At 40.4% G+C, this 17,379-nt stretch carries 15 protein-coding genes; 5 read left to right on the forward strand and 10 right to left on the reverse strand.

Annotation, left to right across the window (positions count from 1 at the left end):
• Positions 1-18: 18 nt before the first annotated feature.
• Positions 19-480: an Lrp/AsnC family transcriptional regulator gene (locus tag PR766_RS02615; RefSeq protein ID WP_006657227.1), complete on the reverse strand. Its 462-nt coding sequence runs from the start codon at positions 478-480 to the stop codon at positions 19-21.
• Between the two features lie 230 nt (positions 481-710).
• Between PR766_RS02615 and queC the strand changes: the two genes are divergently transcribed.
• A complete protein-coding gene (gene queC, locus PR766_RS02620; protein ID WP_006662765.1) occupies positions 711-1,412 on the forward strand; it encodes a 7-cyano-7-deazaguanine synthase QueC in 702 nt (233 codons plus the stop codon).
• A 34-nt stretch (positions 1,413-1,446) separates the two neighbouring features.
• Here the strand turns inward: queC and PR766_RS02625 are convergent, their stop codons facing one another.
• The 9 genes from PR766_RS02625 to bolA form a co-directional block, all read right to left on the reverse strand.
• Complete coding sequence (locus PR766_RS02625) at positions 1,447-1,875, reverse strand: acyl-CoA thioesterase (RefSeq protein WP_006657225.1); 429 nt, start codon at positions 1,873-1,875, stop codon at positions 1,447-1,449.
• A 246-nt stretch (positions 1,876-2,121) separates the two neighbouring features.
• Positions 2,122-2,493, reverse strand: a complete 372-nt coding sequence (locus PR766_RS02630) for a ComEA family DNA-binding protein (RefSeq protein ID WP_036961879.1) — start codon at positions 2,491-2,493, stop codon at positions 2,122-2,124.
• A gap of 163 nt (positions 2,494-2,656) precedes the next feature.
• Positions 2,657-4,525 carry a peptidylprolyl isomerase gene (gene ppiD, locus PR766_RS02635; protein WP_006662767.1) on the reverse strand — a complete coding sequence of 623 codons (1,869 nt, stop codon included), beginning with the start codon at positions 4,523-4,525 and terminating at the stop codon, positions 2,657-2,659.
• Positions 4,526-4,698: 173 nt separating this feature from the next.
• Positions 4,699-4,974 carry a nucleoid-associated protein HU-beta gene (gene hupB / locus PR766_RS02640; protein WP_006662768.1) on the reverse strand — a complete coding sequence of 92 codons (276 nt, stop codon included), beginning with the start codon at positions 4,972-4,974 and terminating at the stop codon, positions 4,699-4,701.
• Between the two features lie 238 nt (positions 4,975-5,212).
• A complete protein-coding gene (gene lon, locus PR766_RS02645) occupies positions 5,213-7,642 on the reverse strand; it encodes an endopeptidase La (protein ID WP_006657221.1) in 2,430 nt (809 codons plus the stop codon).
• Positions 7,643-7,875: 233 nt separating this feature from the next.
• Complete coding sequence (gene clpX / locus PR766_RS02650) at positions 7,876-9,153, reverse strand: ATP-dependent protease ATP-binding subunit ClpX (protein WP_154636332.1); 1,278 nt, start codon at positions 9,151-9,153, stop codon at positions 7,876-7,878.
• 117 nt (positions 9,154-9,270) lie between these two features.
• Positions 9,271-9,891: an ATP-dependent Clp endopeptidase proteolytic subunit ClpP gene (clpP, locus tag PR766_RS02655; RefSeq protein WP_006657219.1), complete on the reverse strand. Its 621-nt coding sequence runs from the start codon at positions 9,889-9,891 to the stop codon at positions 9,271-9,273.
• Positions 9,892-10,374: 483 nt separating this feature from the next.
• Positions 10,375-11,679 carry a trigger factor gene (tig, locus tag PR766_RS02660; RefSeq protein WP_006657218.1) on the reverse strand — a complete coding sequence of 435 codons (1,305 nt, stop codon included), beginning with the start codon at positions 11,677-11,679 and terminating at the stop codon, positions 10,375-10,377.
• A 340-nt stretch (positions 11,680-12,019) separates the two neighbouring features.
• A complete protein-coding gene (gene bolA / locus PR766_RS02665) occupies positions 12,020-12,358 on the reverse strand; it encodes a transcriptional regulator BolA (RefSeq protein ID WP_006657217.1) in 339 nt (112 codons plus the stop codon).
• 261 nt (positions 12,359-12,619) lie between these two features.
• Here bolA and PR766_RS02670 point away from each other — a divergent pair, with 261 nt between their 5' ends.
• The 4 genes from PR766_RS02670 (at position 12,620) to cyoA (ending at position 17,379) form a co-directional block, all read left to right on the forward strand.
• Positions 12,620-13,201, forward strand: a complete 582-nt coding sequence (locus PR766_RS02670) for a YajG family lipoprotein (RefSeq protein ID WP_036961876.1) — start codon at positions 12,620-12,622, stop codon at positions 13,199-13,201.
• 182 nt (positions 13,202-13,383) lie between these two features.
• Positions 13,384-14,910 (forward strand): muropeptide MFS transporter AmpG, encoded by a 1,527-nt coding sequence (ampG, locus tag PR766_RS02675; protein ID WP_154636331.1) that lies wholly within the window; start codon positions 13,384-13,386, stop codon positions 14,908-14,910.
• A gap of 276 nt (positions 14,911-15,186) precedes the next feature.
• Positions 15,187-15,960: a nucleoside-specific channel-forming Tsx family protein gene (locus PR766_RS02680; protein ID WP_006657213.1), complete on the forward strand. Its 774-nt coding sequence runs from the start codon at positions 15,187-15,189 to the stop codon at positions 15,958-15,960.
• Between the two features lie 426 nt (positions 15,961-16,386).
• Positions 16,387-17,379 (forward strand): cytochrome o ubiquinol oxidase subunit II, encoded by a 993-nt coding sequence (cyoA, locus tag PR766_RS02685; protein ID WP_036961872.1) that lies wholly within the window; start codon positions 16,387-16,389, stop codon positions 17,377-17,379.

The following is a 17,379-nucleotide window of genomic DNA, read 5'->3' on the forward strand; positions in this document are numbered from 1 at the left end:
CAATTTAAGTAAGCTAAATTAGTCGGGAATGGGCAGTACTGTCGTATATTTGATTTTTTCCATTGCAAAACTGGAGGTTACATCAATTAAGCCGTGAACACCATTAACCAACTTCTTATAGAATAGATCATAGGATTTCATATCATGGACTTCAACCTGCATCAGGTAATCATATTCTCCCGCCATACGATAAAATACTAAAACCTCAGGAAGCTTTTCGACAAAGGAAACAAACTGCGCGTACCATTCACTATTGTGTTGCTGGGTTTTAATCATGACAATGACGGTCAATCCTAATCCTAGTTTTTCTCCATCAAGGAGTGTGACACGACCTCGAATATAGCCTTCATCTTCTAGTCGTTTTAATCGCTTCCAACATGGCGTGGAAGTTAAGTTAACGGCTTCCGCTAATGAATTTAATGATAGGCTGCTGTCATTTTGTAATAAGCCAAGTAGTTTTTTATCTATTTTATCCAGCATATTTAGCCCCTAGGCGGATTCCTGTATCAGCAAAATTCTATCATGATGAAATAATAAAGCCGTTATGAATTGCAAGTATTGTAGAATAACTTTGCATAAATAGCCGAAAAATAGCATAAATTGCTTATACCATAAGGGTATAGTACAAAAACAAGCTGTTCATTACTCTTCTAGACCGCTAACATAGGGCTCAATTAATTTCCTCATTATTGCAAGCTCAGGAGAGACTTATGAAACGCGCCGTTGTCGTCTTCAGTGGAGGGCAAGATTCAACGACCTGCCTAATTCAAGCACTCAAAGATTATGATGAGGTTCACTGTGTGACCTTTGATTATGGGCAACGTCACCGCTTAGAAATTGAGGTCGCACAAAAATTGAGCCTCCAATTAGGTGCAAAAGCGCATAAAGTTCTCGATGTCTCATTACTCAACGAACTTGCGATAAGCAGCCTAACCCGTGACAATATCCCTGTCCCTGATTATGAAGAAAGTGAAGCAAGTGGCCTTCCAAGTACCTTTGTGCCTGGTCGAAATATTCTATTTCTGACGCTTTCCGCCATTTATGCTTATCAGGTCAACGCAGAAGCAGTGATCACTGGCGTGTGTGAAACTGATTTCTCGGGCTACCCTGATTGCCGTGACGAGTTTGTCAAAGCACTGAATCATGCTGTCAATTTAGGGTTAGCAAAAGATATCCGTTTCGAAACACCGCTTATGTGGTTAGACAAAGCTCAAACTTGGGCTCTTGCTGATTATTATGGGCATCTTGAAACTATCCGTACACAAACACTGACTTGCTACAATGGTATCCAAGGTGACGGCTGTGCTGAATGCGCAGCATGTCATTTACGTAGCAAGGGTTTGAATTATTATCTCAATAATAAGCAAGCCGTTATGGACTCCCTACTCAAACACCTCAATAGCATTAAGTAATTCAGCCGGCCAACCAAGACTGCCCCTCGGTTGGCTATACTTCAATACATGCATCTATTTTATTTTTCAAAGACTCAATCTTTTCGTGTAATTCATCTTCAATCACCATCGCTTTATTGCTTTTTCCATCAATGAACACAAAAGTGACATAGGCATCGGAAACCACTTCGTCTTCACCATTACGGTGACGAATAATTTGCTGGTAACAAACAGCACTTTTAACACCGATTTTATCGATTTTTGACGTCACGGTCAGTTCATCCCCCAAACCAACAGCTTGGAAGTAGTTCACATTGATATTTACAGCAGCCATAATAATTTTGTGCTGGATAGCCCACTCAATGAGATTTGCCTTTCCCATCCAATCCCATCTATCCGCTTCGTAAAATTCTAAATATCGAGCATTATTTACATGTTGGAACACATCAATGTGGTAACCGAGTACTTTAATCTGTATCGCCATAACTACTCCGACCAGTTAATTTATTTGGTAACATAAAAATAACAAATATTTAGAAACTCTGCTGAATAAATCTCACTTATCAGACTTGGCTCTCATATTTACTTTTTAAATCAAATTGATTAGAACAAAACATACCGACTAATAATTTTTAACTTATATTTAGAATTTAATTTCAATAACTGAGCACTTAAAACATTCTTTTTATCTACATAAAGTTAGCTCACAATGAAGTGAGCTAATATTTTGCTAAAGCACGAGTTTTTCTCGATTTTTTTCTAAAAATGCCGGACCTATTCCTTGTACCTCAAGAATATTTTCTATGGCATTAAAAGCCCCAAACTTCTCTCGATATTCGACAATAGCTTGCGCTTTCTGCTTACCTATACCGCTGAGTTTTCTCGCTAACTCTTCTGCACTCGCTTGATTAATATTGACCTGATCAGGGGAAGTTAAGTGATTTGTACTTTTTATTTCATCACTATTTTGAGACTGCATAATCGAAGTCACCGGTTTTTCTGTTTCCGCTTTCTTTACCGCCGCAGAGACGGATAAAGGGCACAATATCGCAACCATTAACACTGTCCCTAATCCTTGTTTAATATATTTATTCCATTCCATCATTGTTCTCCTATGTGTGTTGAAACTCCACAATGCCAGAGAATTTTTTCAAAAACTTTTCTTCGAACTATACAATGCGAAAGGCCACCCTATGGGTGGCCTTCTATTACATATATTGCATTTTTAATTGCGAAGCACTTCGCAACTATCCTATGCTGAAAGCTTATTCTAAGCTTTGTACTTCAATTTTTGCATTTGTACGTAAGTTCAGCATTAATGCTTCATTCACAGCAGAGCTCATTGCACCACGATATTCGTTAGCTAACTGATTAAGTTCATCCGCAGTTGGTTGACCTAAAGTGACTTTATCTAGTTGGACAATCAACAGGTTATCTTTTTGATCATAAGCGATTGCATACGTTGGCTTGCCTTCTGCCGGTGGTGTCATTTTCATTGCAACACCCGTTACATCAGTAGCTGGAGCAAGGAATGAAACCGTTTGAACAGCACCAAACTGGGTATCAGCGGCTTTCAGTGCTTCGTCACCTTTACCTGCTTGTAACGCTGCCAGTAATTTTTCACCATCTGCTTTTAACTGTGCAGATGCTTTTTGGCGCTTAACCAATGCTTCAATATCCGCTTTTACCGTCTCGAATGGCTCAATTGATTCCGCTTTATATTGAGCAACACGTAAGACAAACGCACGGTCACCTTCCACGTTAATAACATCTGAGTTAATGCCTGTTGAACCGTTTTTATCCACTAAGCGTTCGCTGAATACTTCATTAACCACCTTAGGGAAATTCAGTTCTGCTGGCGGGTTTTGACGATCAAACCAACCTGTAGTGACCACTTTGAGACCGGAAATGCTTTCAACGGAGGCTAATGATTCATTGTCATTCGTTGCTGCTTCACTGACTTTTTGTTGTAAGTCATAGAATTGTTTAACGCTTTTATCTTGAACCAAACTAGTTTCGATGCTGGATTTTACTTCATCAAAAGGCTTAACAGCTTCCGGCTTCACATCATCTAAACGGAATAAAACATAGTTATCTTGAACTTTGATTGGCGCAGAAACTTGACCTTTTTCAGTTAAATTAGCGCTAATAATTTCACTTGGCGTGGAGGTCGCTTCCATCCAGCCAATCACGCCTTTATTGCCCGCACTGAATTTATCTGTCGATTTTTCTGTCGCAAGTGTTGCGAAATCAGCACCACCTTTCAGTTCAGCTTCTAAAGCTTGCGCATCTTTTTCTGATGCAACTTGGATCATGCTATAAAGCTTTTGTTCTGCTTTCGTGAAGTTTTTCAGATTTTGTTCGTAGTAAGATTTCACTTCTTCGTCAGTGACTGACGCTTTAGGCATTGATGCCGCGTCCATTTCTACGTAACTCACTTGAACTTGTTCAGGCGAGATAAAACTGTTTTGGTTTGCCGCGTAATAAGCTTTCAGCTCATCCTCAGTCACTGTTTGTTTTGCTTGCAATGCAGCCAATGACAGCGTTGCAGTGCGTACCTCACGCTCTTGCATAAATAATTCAGCGTAAGCTTTAACTTCCGAAGGTAGCGCAAATTCTGTTCCGGTGAACGATTTACCTAATTGTGCACGCACTAAATCTTGACGAATTTGAGCGGCAAAATTGTCTGCATTGATATTGTAACGACTTAAAATTTCGCGATATTTTTCGCTATCAAACTTTCCATTAGTTTGGAAAATTTGCATAGCAAAAATAGCCTGCTCAATTTGTTGATCGCTGGCAGAAAGTTGTAATTCATTAGCATATTGATTAATCAATTGATTATTGATTAAGTTATTCAAAGCTTGGGTACGCAGCTCTTTCATGTAGTTGTCATTACTCGCAACTTCAGAGAATTTATCTCCTAAGTATTCTTGTAACGACTGGCGTTCTTGCTGGAAAGCTTGCTGTAATTGTTCCTTGCTTATTGGCTGTCCATTGACTTCAGCAGCATTATTACTTGAGCCACCAATCACATAGCCAGCAACACCTGTCAGCACGAATGACAAGATAATAATAGCTAACAACACTTTAATAAAAGGACTGTTCGCCTTCGTGCGTAGATCTTCCATCATAAAAAGGCTTAACTCCGCTTTGCTTTGTTGAATTTCTTAATATTACGCTAATTTTAACTCAGATAGAAAAAAAAGCGCACCATTTCCATGGCGCGCTTATATATTAGCTGATTAAAGACATTACGTCAGTTTGAGTTTTCGCAAAAATGCGTGAAAGACGAAACTAAACTCAATTAACCGTTAACAGCGTCTTTAAGACCTTTACCTGCACGGAATGCAGGTACTTTTGCCGCAGCGATTTTAATTTCTTTACCTGTCTGCGGGTTACGACCAGTACGTGCTGCGCGTTGACGTACGTTAAAAGTACCAAAACCAACTAAAGTAACATCATCACCCTTGCTCAGAGACGTCGTTACAGAAGCAACGAAAGCGTCGACTACGCGACCTGCTGCGGCTTTAGAAATATTCGCTTCTGCAGCGATTTTTTCAATCAGTTGAGACTTATTCACTATTATCATCCCCATATTAGTTTTGACTTTATCGGTTAATTAACCAACTACAGTATAGTTAACATTACTAAGTATAGTTAATTAATGATGCAGCCGTTATATCAATCCTGAATATTAATGGCAAGAAAACAGATAGTACGCTAACCATTATCAGAATCTTCGCTAAAGTAACGACGAAAAAAAAGGCTGACAAGCCCTAAATTAGCTGTCAGCCTTACTTTTATACAAACTTCTTGATTCAGCTCACTCTTTTAGCTTTCTTTTGGACCACTTCAGCCCCAAAAGGAGGATTGACCAATGCTAATGAGAGTACTTCCTCAATTGTCTTAACAGGATGAATTTGCAAATCAGCAATCACATTCTGAGGGATTTCTTCTAAATCACGCTTGTTATCATCTGGGATAAGCACGGTTTTAATACCACCACGATGAGCTGCCAGTAATTTTTCTTTTAGCCCACCAATTGGTAATACTAAGCCTCGTAACGTAATTTCACCTGTCATTGCCACATCCGCTTTCACAGGGTTACCCGTTAAGCAAGAAACCAGTGCCGTTGACATCGCGATACCCGCACTTGGACCATCTTTTGGTGTTGCGCCTTCCGGAACGTGAACGTGAATATCACGTTTTTCGTAGAAGTCACTGTTAATGCCTAGTTTTTCCGCGCGAGCACGAACAACCGTCAGTGCAGTTTGGATTGACTCTTGCATCACTTCACCCAAAGAACCCGTATATGTTAGCTTACCTTTACCAGGTACACAGGCAGTTTCGATGGTTAATAAATCACCACCCACTTCTGTCCAGGCTAATCCAGTCACTTGCCCTACACGGTTTTCAGTATCAGCATGACCATAGTCAAAACGACGAACACCCAAGTAATCTTTCAGGTTATCTGCTGTTATCTCAATATGCTTCAGTTTTTTATCCATCAGCAATGCTTTAACAGCTTTACGACATAATTTAGAGATTTCACGCTCTAAACCACGCACGCCAGCTTCACGAGTGTAATAACGAATGATGCTCATGAGTGCACCATCATCGATAGATAACTCACCTTTTTTCAAGGCATTACGCTCGATTTGTTTGGATAACAAATGTCTTTTAGCAATATTCAGCTTTTCGTCTTCGGTATAACCAGAAAGACGGATTACTTCCATACGGTCTAATAATGGAGCAGGAATATTCATCGAGTTCGATGTCGCGACAAACATCACGTCAGACAGATCATAGTCAACTTCCAGATAATGGTCGTTGAATGCTACGTTTTGCTCTGGATCTAACACCTCTAATAGTGCAGACGCAGGATCACCACGCATGTCTGATGACATTTTGTCGATCTCATCCAATAAAAAGAGTGGGTTTTTAACCCCAACTTTCGCCATTTTTTGGATAAGTTTGCCCGGCATTGAACCAATGTAAGTACGGCGGTGACCGCGGATTTCTGCTTCATCACGTACCCCACCCAGCGCCATACGAGTGTATTCACGTCCTGTCGCTTTTGCGATAGATTGGCCCAGTGAGGTTTTACCTACACCTGGAGGTCCAACTAAGCACAGAATCGGCCCTTTGATTTTGCTAACACGGCTTTGAACCGCGAGATATTCAAGGATGCGGTCTTTGACTCGTTCTAAACCATAATGGTCAGTATCGAGCACTTCTTGTGCTTTCACTAAGTCTTTTTTAACTTTACTGCGTTTATGCCATGGAACCTGAACCATCCAATCAATGTAGCTACGAACAACTGTCGCTTCCGCTGACATTGGAGACATCATTTTCAGCTTCTGCAATTCTGCTTCCGCTTTTTCTTGAGCCTCTTTTGGCATTTTCGCTTCTTCGATTTTACGTTTCAGCGATTCGTTTTCATCTGGAGCATCATCCATTTCGCCAAGTTCTTTTTGAATCGCTTTCATTTGCTCATTCAAATAGTACTCGCGTTGGCTTTTTTCCATCTGCTTTTTCACGCGGTTGCGAATGCGTTTTTCAACTTGCAGTAACTCAGTTTCTGACTCCATCATTGCCATCAGGAACTCAACACGCTCAGCAATATTTGCCATTTCTAAAACGCGTTGCTTATCTGCCAGTTTTAACGGCATATGTGAAGCAATTGTGTCAGCCAGTTTATCTAACTGATCTTGCTCAATCGTATGCAGTGAAGTCAAAACTTCCGGTGGAATTTTTTTGTTCAGTTTGATGTAACTTTCAAATTGGCTAACGATAGTGCGATATAAAACTTCTTGCTCTTTTTCGTCGACCAATTCAGCAGCGCTAGGCTCTTTAGATGCATCATCGTAAATAGCCGCTTTCGCACTGTCATTTGGTAAATACTCAGCTTGAGCTAAGAAATATTCACCATTGTCAGTCAGGCTAGTAATACGTGCGCGACGTAATCCTTCGACTAACACCTTAACGGTACCATCAGGTAACTTCAGCATCTGAATCACAGACGCAATTGTCCCAACAGTAAATAAGTCATTCACCCCAGGTTCATCGGTTGAGGCTTCTTTTTGCGCAACCAGCATCACTTGCTTATCATGATCCATTGCTGCTTCCAGACTGTGAATGGATTTTTCACGTCCAACAAACAGTGGGATCACCATATGTGGGTACACCACTACATCACGCAGAGGCAATACTGGTATTTCAATGCGTTCGGAACGCTCTGGATTCATAAAGCTCTCTCTTCGTTTAGCACACGCCAGTTAAGGGTTTCTGCTTATAACAGAAAAAATTCTTGCAAAACACTGTTATATAAACAGCGCTATTTCAAAATAAGGAAACCACAACTAAGAATATAAACTATATGGGGACAAGATTTTAGCATTCAATGGTTAGTTAAGCATAAAAAACAAAATGAGGGTTCCCCCTCATTTTATTTGATTATTTATTGAACACAGGTGAGAAGTTAATTATCACCAGAAGCTTGAGCATCCGGCTTGCTGTATATCAGCAGCGGTTCAGACTGTTCATTAATCACGTTTTCATCTACAACCACTTTTTCAACATCACTCATTGAAGGTAGGTCATACATGGTATTTAGCAAGGCAGCTTCAACAATTGAACGTAAGCCTCGAGCTCCCGTTTTACGCGCCATTGCTTTTTTCGCAATCGCTGTTAATGCTTCTTCACGGAACTCTAATTCAGTACCTTCTAAATTAAACAGCGCTTGGTATTGCTTAGTTAACGCATTCTTAGGCTCTTTCAGAATCTGAATAAGTGCTTCTTCACTCAACTCAGTCAGTGTAGCAACGACTGGAAGACGCCCAATGAATTCAGGGATCAAACCAAACTTGATCAAATCTTCAGGTTCAGCTTGAGTGAGTAATTCCCCCTCAGTAGCCTTCTCTGATTCGCCTTTAACTTGTGCTGCGAAACCGATACCCGAACGAGTATTCAGACGCTGACCAATCACTTTATCCAGACCTGCGAATGCACCACCACAGATAAACAGAATTTTCGAGGTATCTACCTGTAAAAATTCTTGTTGAGGATGCTTACGACCACCTTGGGGTGGAACAGCCGCAACAGTACCTTCGATCAGTTTCAGTAATGCTTGCTGCACCCCTTCACCGGATACATCGCGCGTAATAGATGGGTTATCAGACTTGCGCGAAATCTTATCAATTTCATCGATATACACGATACCACGCTGAGCTTTTTCGACGTCATAATCACATTTTTGCAACAGCTTCTGAATGATGTTTTCAACGTCTTCACCCACATAACCTGCTTCAGTCAATGTCGTCGCATCTGCCATTGTGAATGGCACATCCAGATAACGCGCTAAGGTTTCTGCTAATAACGTTTTACCGCTACCAGTAGGACCGATTAGCAGAATATTACTTTTGCCTAATTCCACGTCATCACTAGTTTTGTCGCCATTACGAAGGCGTTTATAGTGGTTATAAACCGCAACCGCTAAGACTTTTTTAGCTTTTTCTTGACCAATAACGTAGTCGTCAAGATGCTGTCTGATTTCATGGGGAGTCGGCAATTCACTACGCTCACGATGCGGAGCCAGTTCTTTGATTTCTTCACGGATGATGTCGAGGCACAAATCCACACACTCATCACAAATATAGACTGACGGACCGGCAATCAGCTTACGCACTTCATGCTGACTTTTTCCGCAGAAAGAACAGTACAGTAATTTACCTGCCCCCTCTTTGCGTTTATCTGTCATCAGTAGACCTCACTTATATTTATAATGCCTTGTTTTATCTAGCTTTCGCAGCAAAACAAGGCAACAAATTTTCAAAAATTTTAAGATATAAACGAATTATATCAAAATGCTCGCAAATTAACGGCTAGTATAAATATGGTCAACTAAACCATATTCTTTTGCTTCATTTGCGGATAAGAAACGGTCGCGTTCTGTATCGCGACTAATTTCTTCGATGGATTTCCCAGTATGCTGAGCCATCAATTCATTCATGCGTGACTTCACTTTCAAGATTTCTTGGGCGTGGATTTCAATGTCCGTCGCTTGGCCTTGATAGCCACCTAATGGTTGGTGGATCATAACGCGGGAGTTTGGTAAGCAGAAACGTTTACCTTTTGTACCTGCGGTTAATAAAAACGCGCCCATTGAACACGCTTGTCCCATACAGATAGTGCTAACATCCGGCTTAATAAATTGCATGGTATCGTAAATTGACATCCCAGCGGTGATCACACCACCTGGTGAGTTAATATACAGTTGAATATCTTTTTCTGGGTTTTCTGCTTCAAGAAATAGCATTTGAGCGACAATTAAGTTCGCCATATGATCTTCCACTTGACCCGTTAGGAAGATAATACGTTCTTTTAAGAGACGTGAATAAATATCATATGAGCGTTCACCTCGAGAGGTTTGCTCGATAACCATTGGCACAAGTGCCATTTGGGATGCTAACTGCTCCTGACCGCCAAAATGTGACATCGAAATCTCCTATTAAAAACTTTCTGGTGCTTGCGCCTAATTTGCTGTCTGTCCGCCATTTTGGGCAGGAATTGTGCTACAAACAATATTTCTAAAAAACACGTTTTCTAAATTAGTTGTATCTGTATGCTTATGATCTTCGCTCACTTCATTATTTTAGCCACTTTTTAAATAATAGGTTAAAAAGTGACAGAAGAATTAAGCCAGAACACAGTTAGAAACACTGTGATAAGCAAGATGCTCTGTTAAAGAGTTTAACACAAGTCTATCTAGTTACACGGTTTTATACTGCTGAAAAACGTGTTCCACACAAAAATCCGCTCATCATCCTGCGAACAATATTTTGATGACTCTTATTATAATTAGGGTTTAAATGTAATTTTCAAGATGATTTGCACAAAGTCTAAATATTACGGCTCTAATTGACAAAAAACCCGCAGTGAAACACTACGGGTTTTTGTTTTGTACTGCTAAAAAGAAAAATTAACCAGCTTGAACTTGGTTCATCAGCTCAGTGAAGTTAGTTTCTTTTTCAGTCACTTTAGCCGCTGCCAGAATCGTTTCTACAGCTTGCTCTTCTAACGCTAAGTTACGAACACTGTTCATCAGCTCTTCATTTTTACTGTAGTATTCAATAACTTCTGATGGATCTTCGTAAGCAGATGCCATGTCTTCGATCAGCGCTTTAACGCGATCTTCGTCAGCTTTCAGCTCATTAGTACGAATAACTTCGCCTAACAGCAGACCAACAATTACGCGACGCTTAGCTTGTTCTTCGAACAGTTCACGTGGTAATTCCATCGCTTGTTTTTCGTTGCCACCAAAACGCTGTGCAGCTTGACGACGCAGAACATCGATTTCACCATCAACAACTGCTGCTGGAACTTCGATTTCGTTAGCGTTAACCAGACCATCTAGAACTTGCGCTTTCACACGGTTACGAACTGCATTTTTCAGTTCACGTTCCATGTTTTTACGAACTTCTGCACGCAGACCGTCTACTGAACCGTCAGCGATACCGAAACGCTTAACGAATTCTTCAGTAAATTCTGGTAGTTCACGTTGCTCTACTTTCTTCAGAACGATAGCAAACTTAGCCGCTTTACCTTTCAGGTTTTCTGCATGGTAATCTTCTGGGAAGTTAACTTCGATATCGAATTCTTCACCCGCTTTATGACCCACAACGCCTTCTTCGAAGCCTGGGATCATACGACCTTCGCCCATAACCAGTGCGAAGTCTTCAGCTTTACCACCTTCAAACTCTTCACCGTCGATAGAACCAGTGAAGTTAATAGTGATACGTGAATCAGCAGTCGCTGCATCTTCAACTTCTTTCCACTGTGCTTGTTGCTTACGCAGAGTTTCCAGCATGTTGTCGAGGTCTTCGTCTTTCACGGTTACAGCTGGTTTTTCAACTTCGATAGTTTCAAAACCTTTTAATTCGATTTCTGGGTACACTTCAAACTCAACCGCATAAACGAAGTCTTTACCGTCTTCGAACATTTCTGGTTTGTAGCTTGGAGCACCAGCTGGATTGATTTTTTGTTCAATGATTGCATTGATAAAGTTACGTTGCATCACATCACCCAGAACGTCTTGCATTACAGACGCACCGTAGCGTTGTTTAACGATGTGCATTGGTACTTTCCCTTTACGGAAACCATCAACACGAACTTTCTTAGCAACATTTACCAGCTCGCTATTCAGCGCTTTTTCAATATCAGTGGCAGGAACGGTGATTGTTACACGACGCCCAAGGCCTTGAGTCGTTTCAACAGAAACTTGCATCTTCTTACCTCAAAATAAATCTTAGTGATCGGTCTACTCCAGAGTTATGCCATTAAATCATAACGGCAATCTCCCTTCCAGAACCGGGGGCGTTACTTTCATAACGGTCATCCCTGATATCAGAAGCGTCCCGAAACCTTACTGAAAATTAGACGCAGCATTATACCGATGCATGCGCTCTGAGTCGAGAAAAGCCGATAAAAGAAGCGATCATTCCTCTTTATTTGTGACTTTTCTGACTAAAAATTCATTTTTCTCTCTCAAACTGAGGAAAAAATGTTCACTTGCGGTGATTTAAACAAACATATTTTTGCTGCTTTGTTGCCATTGACGCATTGAATTAGCGATTCACACCACCTACACCACGACAAGCTGGCGATTTTAGCGCAGTATTTGCTAATTCATTCCACTCTTTCGGTGTATAGGTATGTAATGCTAATGCATGGATGCCACCTGCAAGCTCGTCTGCCAAAATAGCATAAATTTCACGATGACGACCAATCATACGTTTGTTTTCAAATTTATCGCTGACCAAAACCACTTTAAAATGGCTCTCTGAACCCGGCAAAACATTATGTTGATGACTTTCATTGATCACCTCCATGTGTTCCGGTTCAAATGCAGTCTTTAGCTTTTCACTCACTCGAGACTGCATCGTTTGTGACACATTGGCGCCCATAGAGACTCCTAAATTAATTGAATGCAGTAAAGCACACAGAAAAAAATCGCCCTAGTATACCGTTAATGGCTATCTTCTTATTATGGAAATAGCGGATAATAGCATCGACATTGTTAGGACCATGGTCTGGGAACGCAAAATATTCTTCAACTGCACATTTATGCGAATTTTTTCTCAAACTGTTGTCTAATAGTGTTGAGTTGTTGCACCCCGAACCATAACGGAACATTTTCAATTAGGAAAGATGAACTGGGAAGAATTATGTTAAGAAGACTGTGTTTTCCACTTTTTGCGTTATTTTTATTAGCGGGCTGTACAGCACCGTCGAATACGCTATCCCTCGAACCTAAAATTGCCTTACCCGCAAAAAATCCGACATTAAATGCCACTTCAATTAGTGTAAGTAGCGTTGATAACCGTCCAAACCGTTCATTAGCTGAAATTAATCGCAACGGAAGTTTAGTGGTTCTGAACCCTTCTCGCGACCCTCGTTATTTAATGCAAGAAGCGGTTGAAAAACAGATGGCAGCACGTGGGTTTATGGTGACTTCCCCAGCGAATATCAACTTAGTTGTCCAGTTAAACAAGCTGAACACTCAAGTAAGCGAAGGAAGCTTACGACATAATATTACAGTTAACTCCAGCGTAGCCGTCAATGCAACTGCGCCGAATGGTTCGACAAAAACCCGAACTTATAGCCGTAATTACAATACTCAAGGAACGTTAGGCGCAACTAACGAAAAAATTGAAGCAGCGATTAACTTAGCGTTAAGTGATTTAATTTCCGATATGGCTAAAGACCAAGAACTCGCCGATTTTATCAGACAAAATTCACGATATTAATCGCGCATTCCGAATGATTTCATACTAGTATCATTCAGGTTTTTCGAGGCTAGGCAAAGCATCCGCCGCCCCCAACAATCCCAAGCTATACTTTTAATACAGATAGCTTGGGCTGTTTCTATCTTTCTGCTGCGCAACTCTTCGCGCAATGTAATACACCAGCATCAGGCGATGAGGGAATAATGCCACGTTTTACACAGCCCAATTTTACACTACCCAATAATGTCACCTTAATTTTACTGGGATTCGTTTCAGGATTGCCTCTGGCATTGACCGCTGGAACATTGCAAGCTTGGTTAACCGTTGAAAAAATTGATATTAAAACCATCGGTTTCTTTTCCCTTGTTGGTCAAGCTTATGTTTTAAAATTTCTATGGTCTCCCATGATGGATCGCTATACCCCACCATTTTTGGGGCGCCGTCGTGGGTGGTTATTAACAACACAGATTCTGCTTGTTAGCAGCATTGCTGGAATGAGCTTTATGAATCCTTCAGAACATCTTTGGTGGCTAGCAGCGCTAGCGGTCACAGTCGCTTTCTGTTCCGCCTCCCAAGACATTGTTTTCGATGCATATAAAACTGACTTACTAAGTGCAGAAGAGCGTGGTATTGGCGCAGCAACATCCGTCATGGGTTATCGCATAAGTATGTTGGTTTCTGGCGGATTGGCACTGTGGCTTGCTGACAAATTTCTCACGTGGCAACAACTTTATTTGTGCATGGCTGGACTGATGTTTATCGGTATTTTCGCGACACTTTTTGCGAAAGAGCCTCAAGAAAATACCGCGCCACCGACATCCCTAAAAGATGCTATTTATGAGCCACTTGCCGAGTTTTTCAGTCGAAATAACGCTTGGCTCATTTTATTGCTTTTAATCTTTTATAAGATGGGTGATGCGTTTGTCATGGCATTGAATACCAACTTTTTGTTGAATGCCCTTGGCTTTAGCTTAAGTGAGGTGGGAACGGTCAATAAAACCGTTGGAATGGCGGCTACCATTATCGGGGCACTATTTGGCGGTTATTTAATGAAAAACATGAGCTTATTTAAAGCTCTACTTGTCTTTGGTGTACTTCAAGGTGGCTCTAATATTGGTTACTGGTTCCTTGCTGTTACACCACCCAATATTATTAGTATGGGATCCATTATTTTCCTCGAAAATATTTTTTCAGGTATGGGAACTGCGGCCTTTGTTGCCCTATTAATGACCCTATGTAATAAATCGTTATCAGCAACACAATTTGCGCTGCTTTCAGCCTTATCCGCAGTAGGCCGTGTTTATATTGGTCCTGTTGCTAGTATTTTTGTCAGTACCTATGGCTGGCCACTATTCTATTTAATTTCCATTGGTGTGGCTGTTCCTGGCGTTTTATTACTACTCGCTTGCCGTACTTCGCTGGTTTACACCCAAACAACAGGGGAATTCCAGCGCAGAGAATTATTCCCTAAAGCCTACAAAATAGCAGTTTATGCCCTAATTATTGCCGCATCTATATTGGCTGTCTGGTTAATCAGTTTGCTAATCACATCATTTGCCAGCGTGAAAGTTTACTTGTTTACTTCCCATCTATCACTATGGCTAGCTCTTCCTTACTATCAAAACCTCATATTTAACATTGGGATAGCTATTGGATCTATGAGCCTTATTGTGGGTGGTACACTCGACTACTTGGCTGTCCGAAAAGCAACAAAACATAAACTATCATAATGTTTTTGAAGAATTTTCATTCTATCTAATTCAATATTCCCCAATTTGAACTAATTAATTTGGGGAATCTCTCCTATTTTCCCAAATTAGATCTCTCTAGCAAATATCGCTTAAAGATTGATAAAAACGTGATCATTATCACCCATTCTTTGAAAGATATTTTTTAATTACAAATGTAAAGTCTAATATCTCACACGTTTGAGGATGGTTAGTTGACAAGCTGAAAGTTTGCGTAGCAACTAATTTTTATTAATACATAAACGAAAATAATGTCTTATGAAAAAAACACTACTCTGCGCTGCTGCTTTAACATCATTAGCAGGAACCGCGAATGCTGAAAATTTTCTTGGGTATCAGAATGGTTTCGCAGACATCAACGTGAACTATCTTGACTGGTCCCGTCATACAGTAAACAAATCTAAGAATACAACTCATAAGGAAGATTTTGCTTACTTCGAGCTCGAAGGCGGCGCTAACTTTAATTGGGGTGAACTGTATGGATTCTTTGATCTTGAAAACCCATTCAATAAACAACATGAAGATCCAGGCAAAAACCAACGTTACACTGTAAAAACAACGGCTCGCGTTTATATCGCAGATACTGGATTTAACTTATATGGTCATGTTTATGGTACTTGGTCTTTACCAGGTGATAAGCATGGGGGCAATTTCCATGAAGTAAATACACTGTATGGATTAGGCTATAACACTTCGATTGGCGATCTATGGTTCAAGCCTTTCGTCGCTTTACATTATGTAGACCAAACTTATTATTCTGGTAATAACGGTTATGTCGTAGGTTGGGTTGCGGGTTATAACTTTAAAATGTTCCAAGAAAATTTCATGATCACCAACTGGCACGAAATGGAATTTGCTCGTCATGAACGCTATGGTAATGGCGGTCGTGATGGCGTAAATGGAGCACTTGCTTTTTGGTGGAACGCCACTCCAAATTTAGCAGCCGGTGTCCAATATCGTTATGCTGACAATAAATTAGGCGATGATTTCTATCAAGATGCAATCATTTATACATTAAAGTATAACTTCTAGTGACAACGAAAAACTTGTATATATTTTTAATATATTTCCTTTAGTTTCAAAAATGTAACAGTTTTTCTGTATTGTTTTGCCGGTAAAGTAATCAGTTTAGCTTTATCGGCAATAAATTCAGTAATTTCCCCTACCAATTCTCTTAACAATCCAATCAGTTTTCATATTTTTTTGTCAATTTTGTATATATTTTTCTTTGAAAAATTACCAAGATAATTTAGTATTCATACTGTTTTATCAAAACATACCTATAATTAGCAGCATTTTTAACTTTTTAGACGCAAAAGCTTTACATGTGATCATATTAACATAAAGAGCTAACATTTCCGTTTCTTTGCCTTACAATCATTTACACTCGCATAACCTTACCGTAAAATGCCCGCACTGATGAAACGACAATTAGATTCTTGTCATTTGGGGTCGTGGATGAGACTTATGAACTACAAAAAAAGCATTGGAGCAATCTCACTGGTTGTAGCAGCCTTATTATTAGGCGGTTGCGATATGGTGTTGATGGATCCTAAAGGCGCCGTTGGCGTAAAACAAAAAGAGCTGATTCTTATTGCAATCGGTTTAATGCTCCTTGTTGTGATTCCTGTTATTTTTATGGCGATTATCTTCGCAGTGAAATATCGTGAGTCCAATAAGTCAGCTACCTACCGTCCTAACTGGGCTCACTCTAACAAAATTGAGTTAGTCTGTTGGACAGTTCCTATCATTATTATCATTATTCTAGGTGCTATCACTTGGAAAACGACTCATGAGCTGGACCCGTATCAGCCATTAGTTAGTGATCAGGAACCTGTTACCATTCAAGTTATTTCAGCTGATTGGAAATGGATCTTTATCTATCCAGATCAAGGCATTGCTACAGTCAATGAAATCGCGTTCCCTGCTGGTGTTCCTGTAAACTTCAAAATCACGTCTGATTCTGTGATGAACTCATTCTTCATCCCATCTTTAGGTGGACAGATCTACGCGATGGCGGGTATGCAGACAAAACTTCACTTAATCGCTAACGAACCAGGTACCTATAAAGGCTTCTCAGCAAGTTATAGCGGTCACGGCTTCTCAGATATGAAGTTCAATGCTATTGCAACAGCAGATCGCCAAGGCTTCGATGAGTGGGTACAGAAAGTAAAAGCATCACCAAAAACTATGGATACGATGCAGGCATTCGACGAAGTTGCTAAACCTAGCATGAACGTTCCTGTTACCTACTTCTCTAGCGTGAAACCTAAACTTTATGAAGACATTATTATGAAGTTTGGTCATGAGCACCATAAAGGTCACGCTCCTGTAGATGCTAATAATGAAGCAAATCATTCTATGCACATGGGCAACACTGCTCAAGCACAAGAATCTACAGGTCATTCAATGCATATGAGCCATAATGCTCATGCAGGCGCTGAGGAATAA

It is taken from the genome of Providencia sp. PROV208 (assembly GCF_028479465.1).
Classification (GTDB): domain Bacteria; phylum Pseudomonadota; class Gammaproteobacteria; order Enterobacterales; family Enterobacteriaceae; genus Providencia; species Providencia alcalifaciens.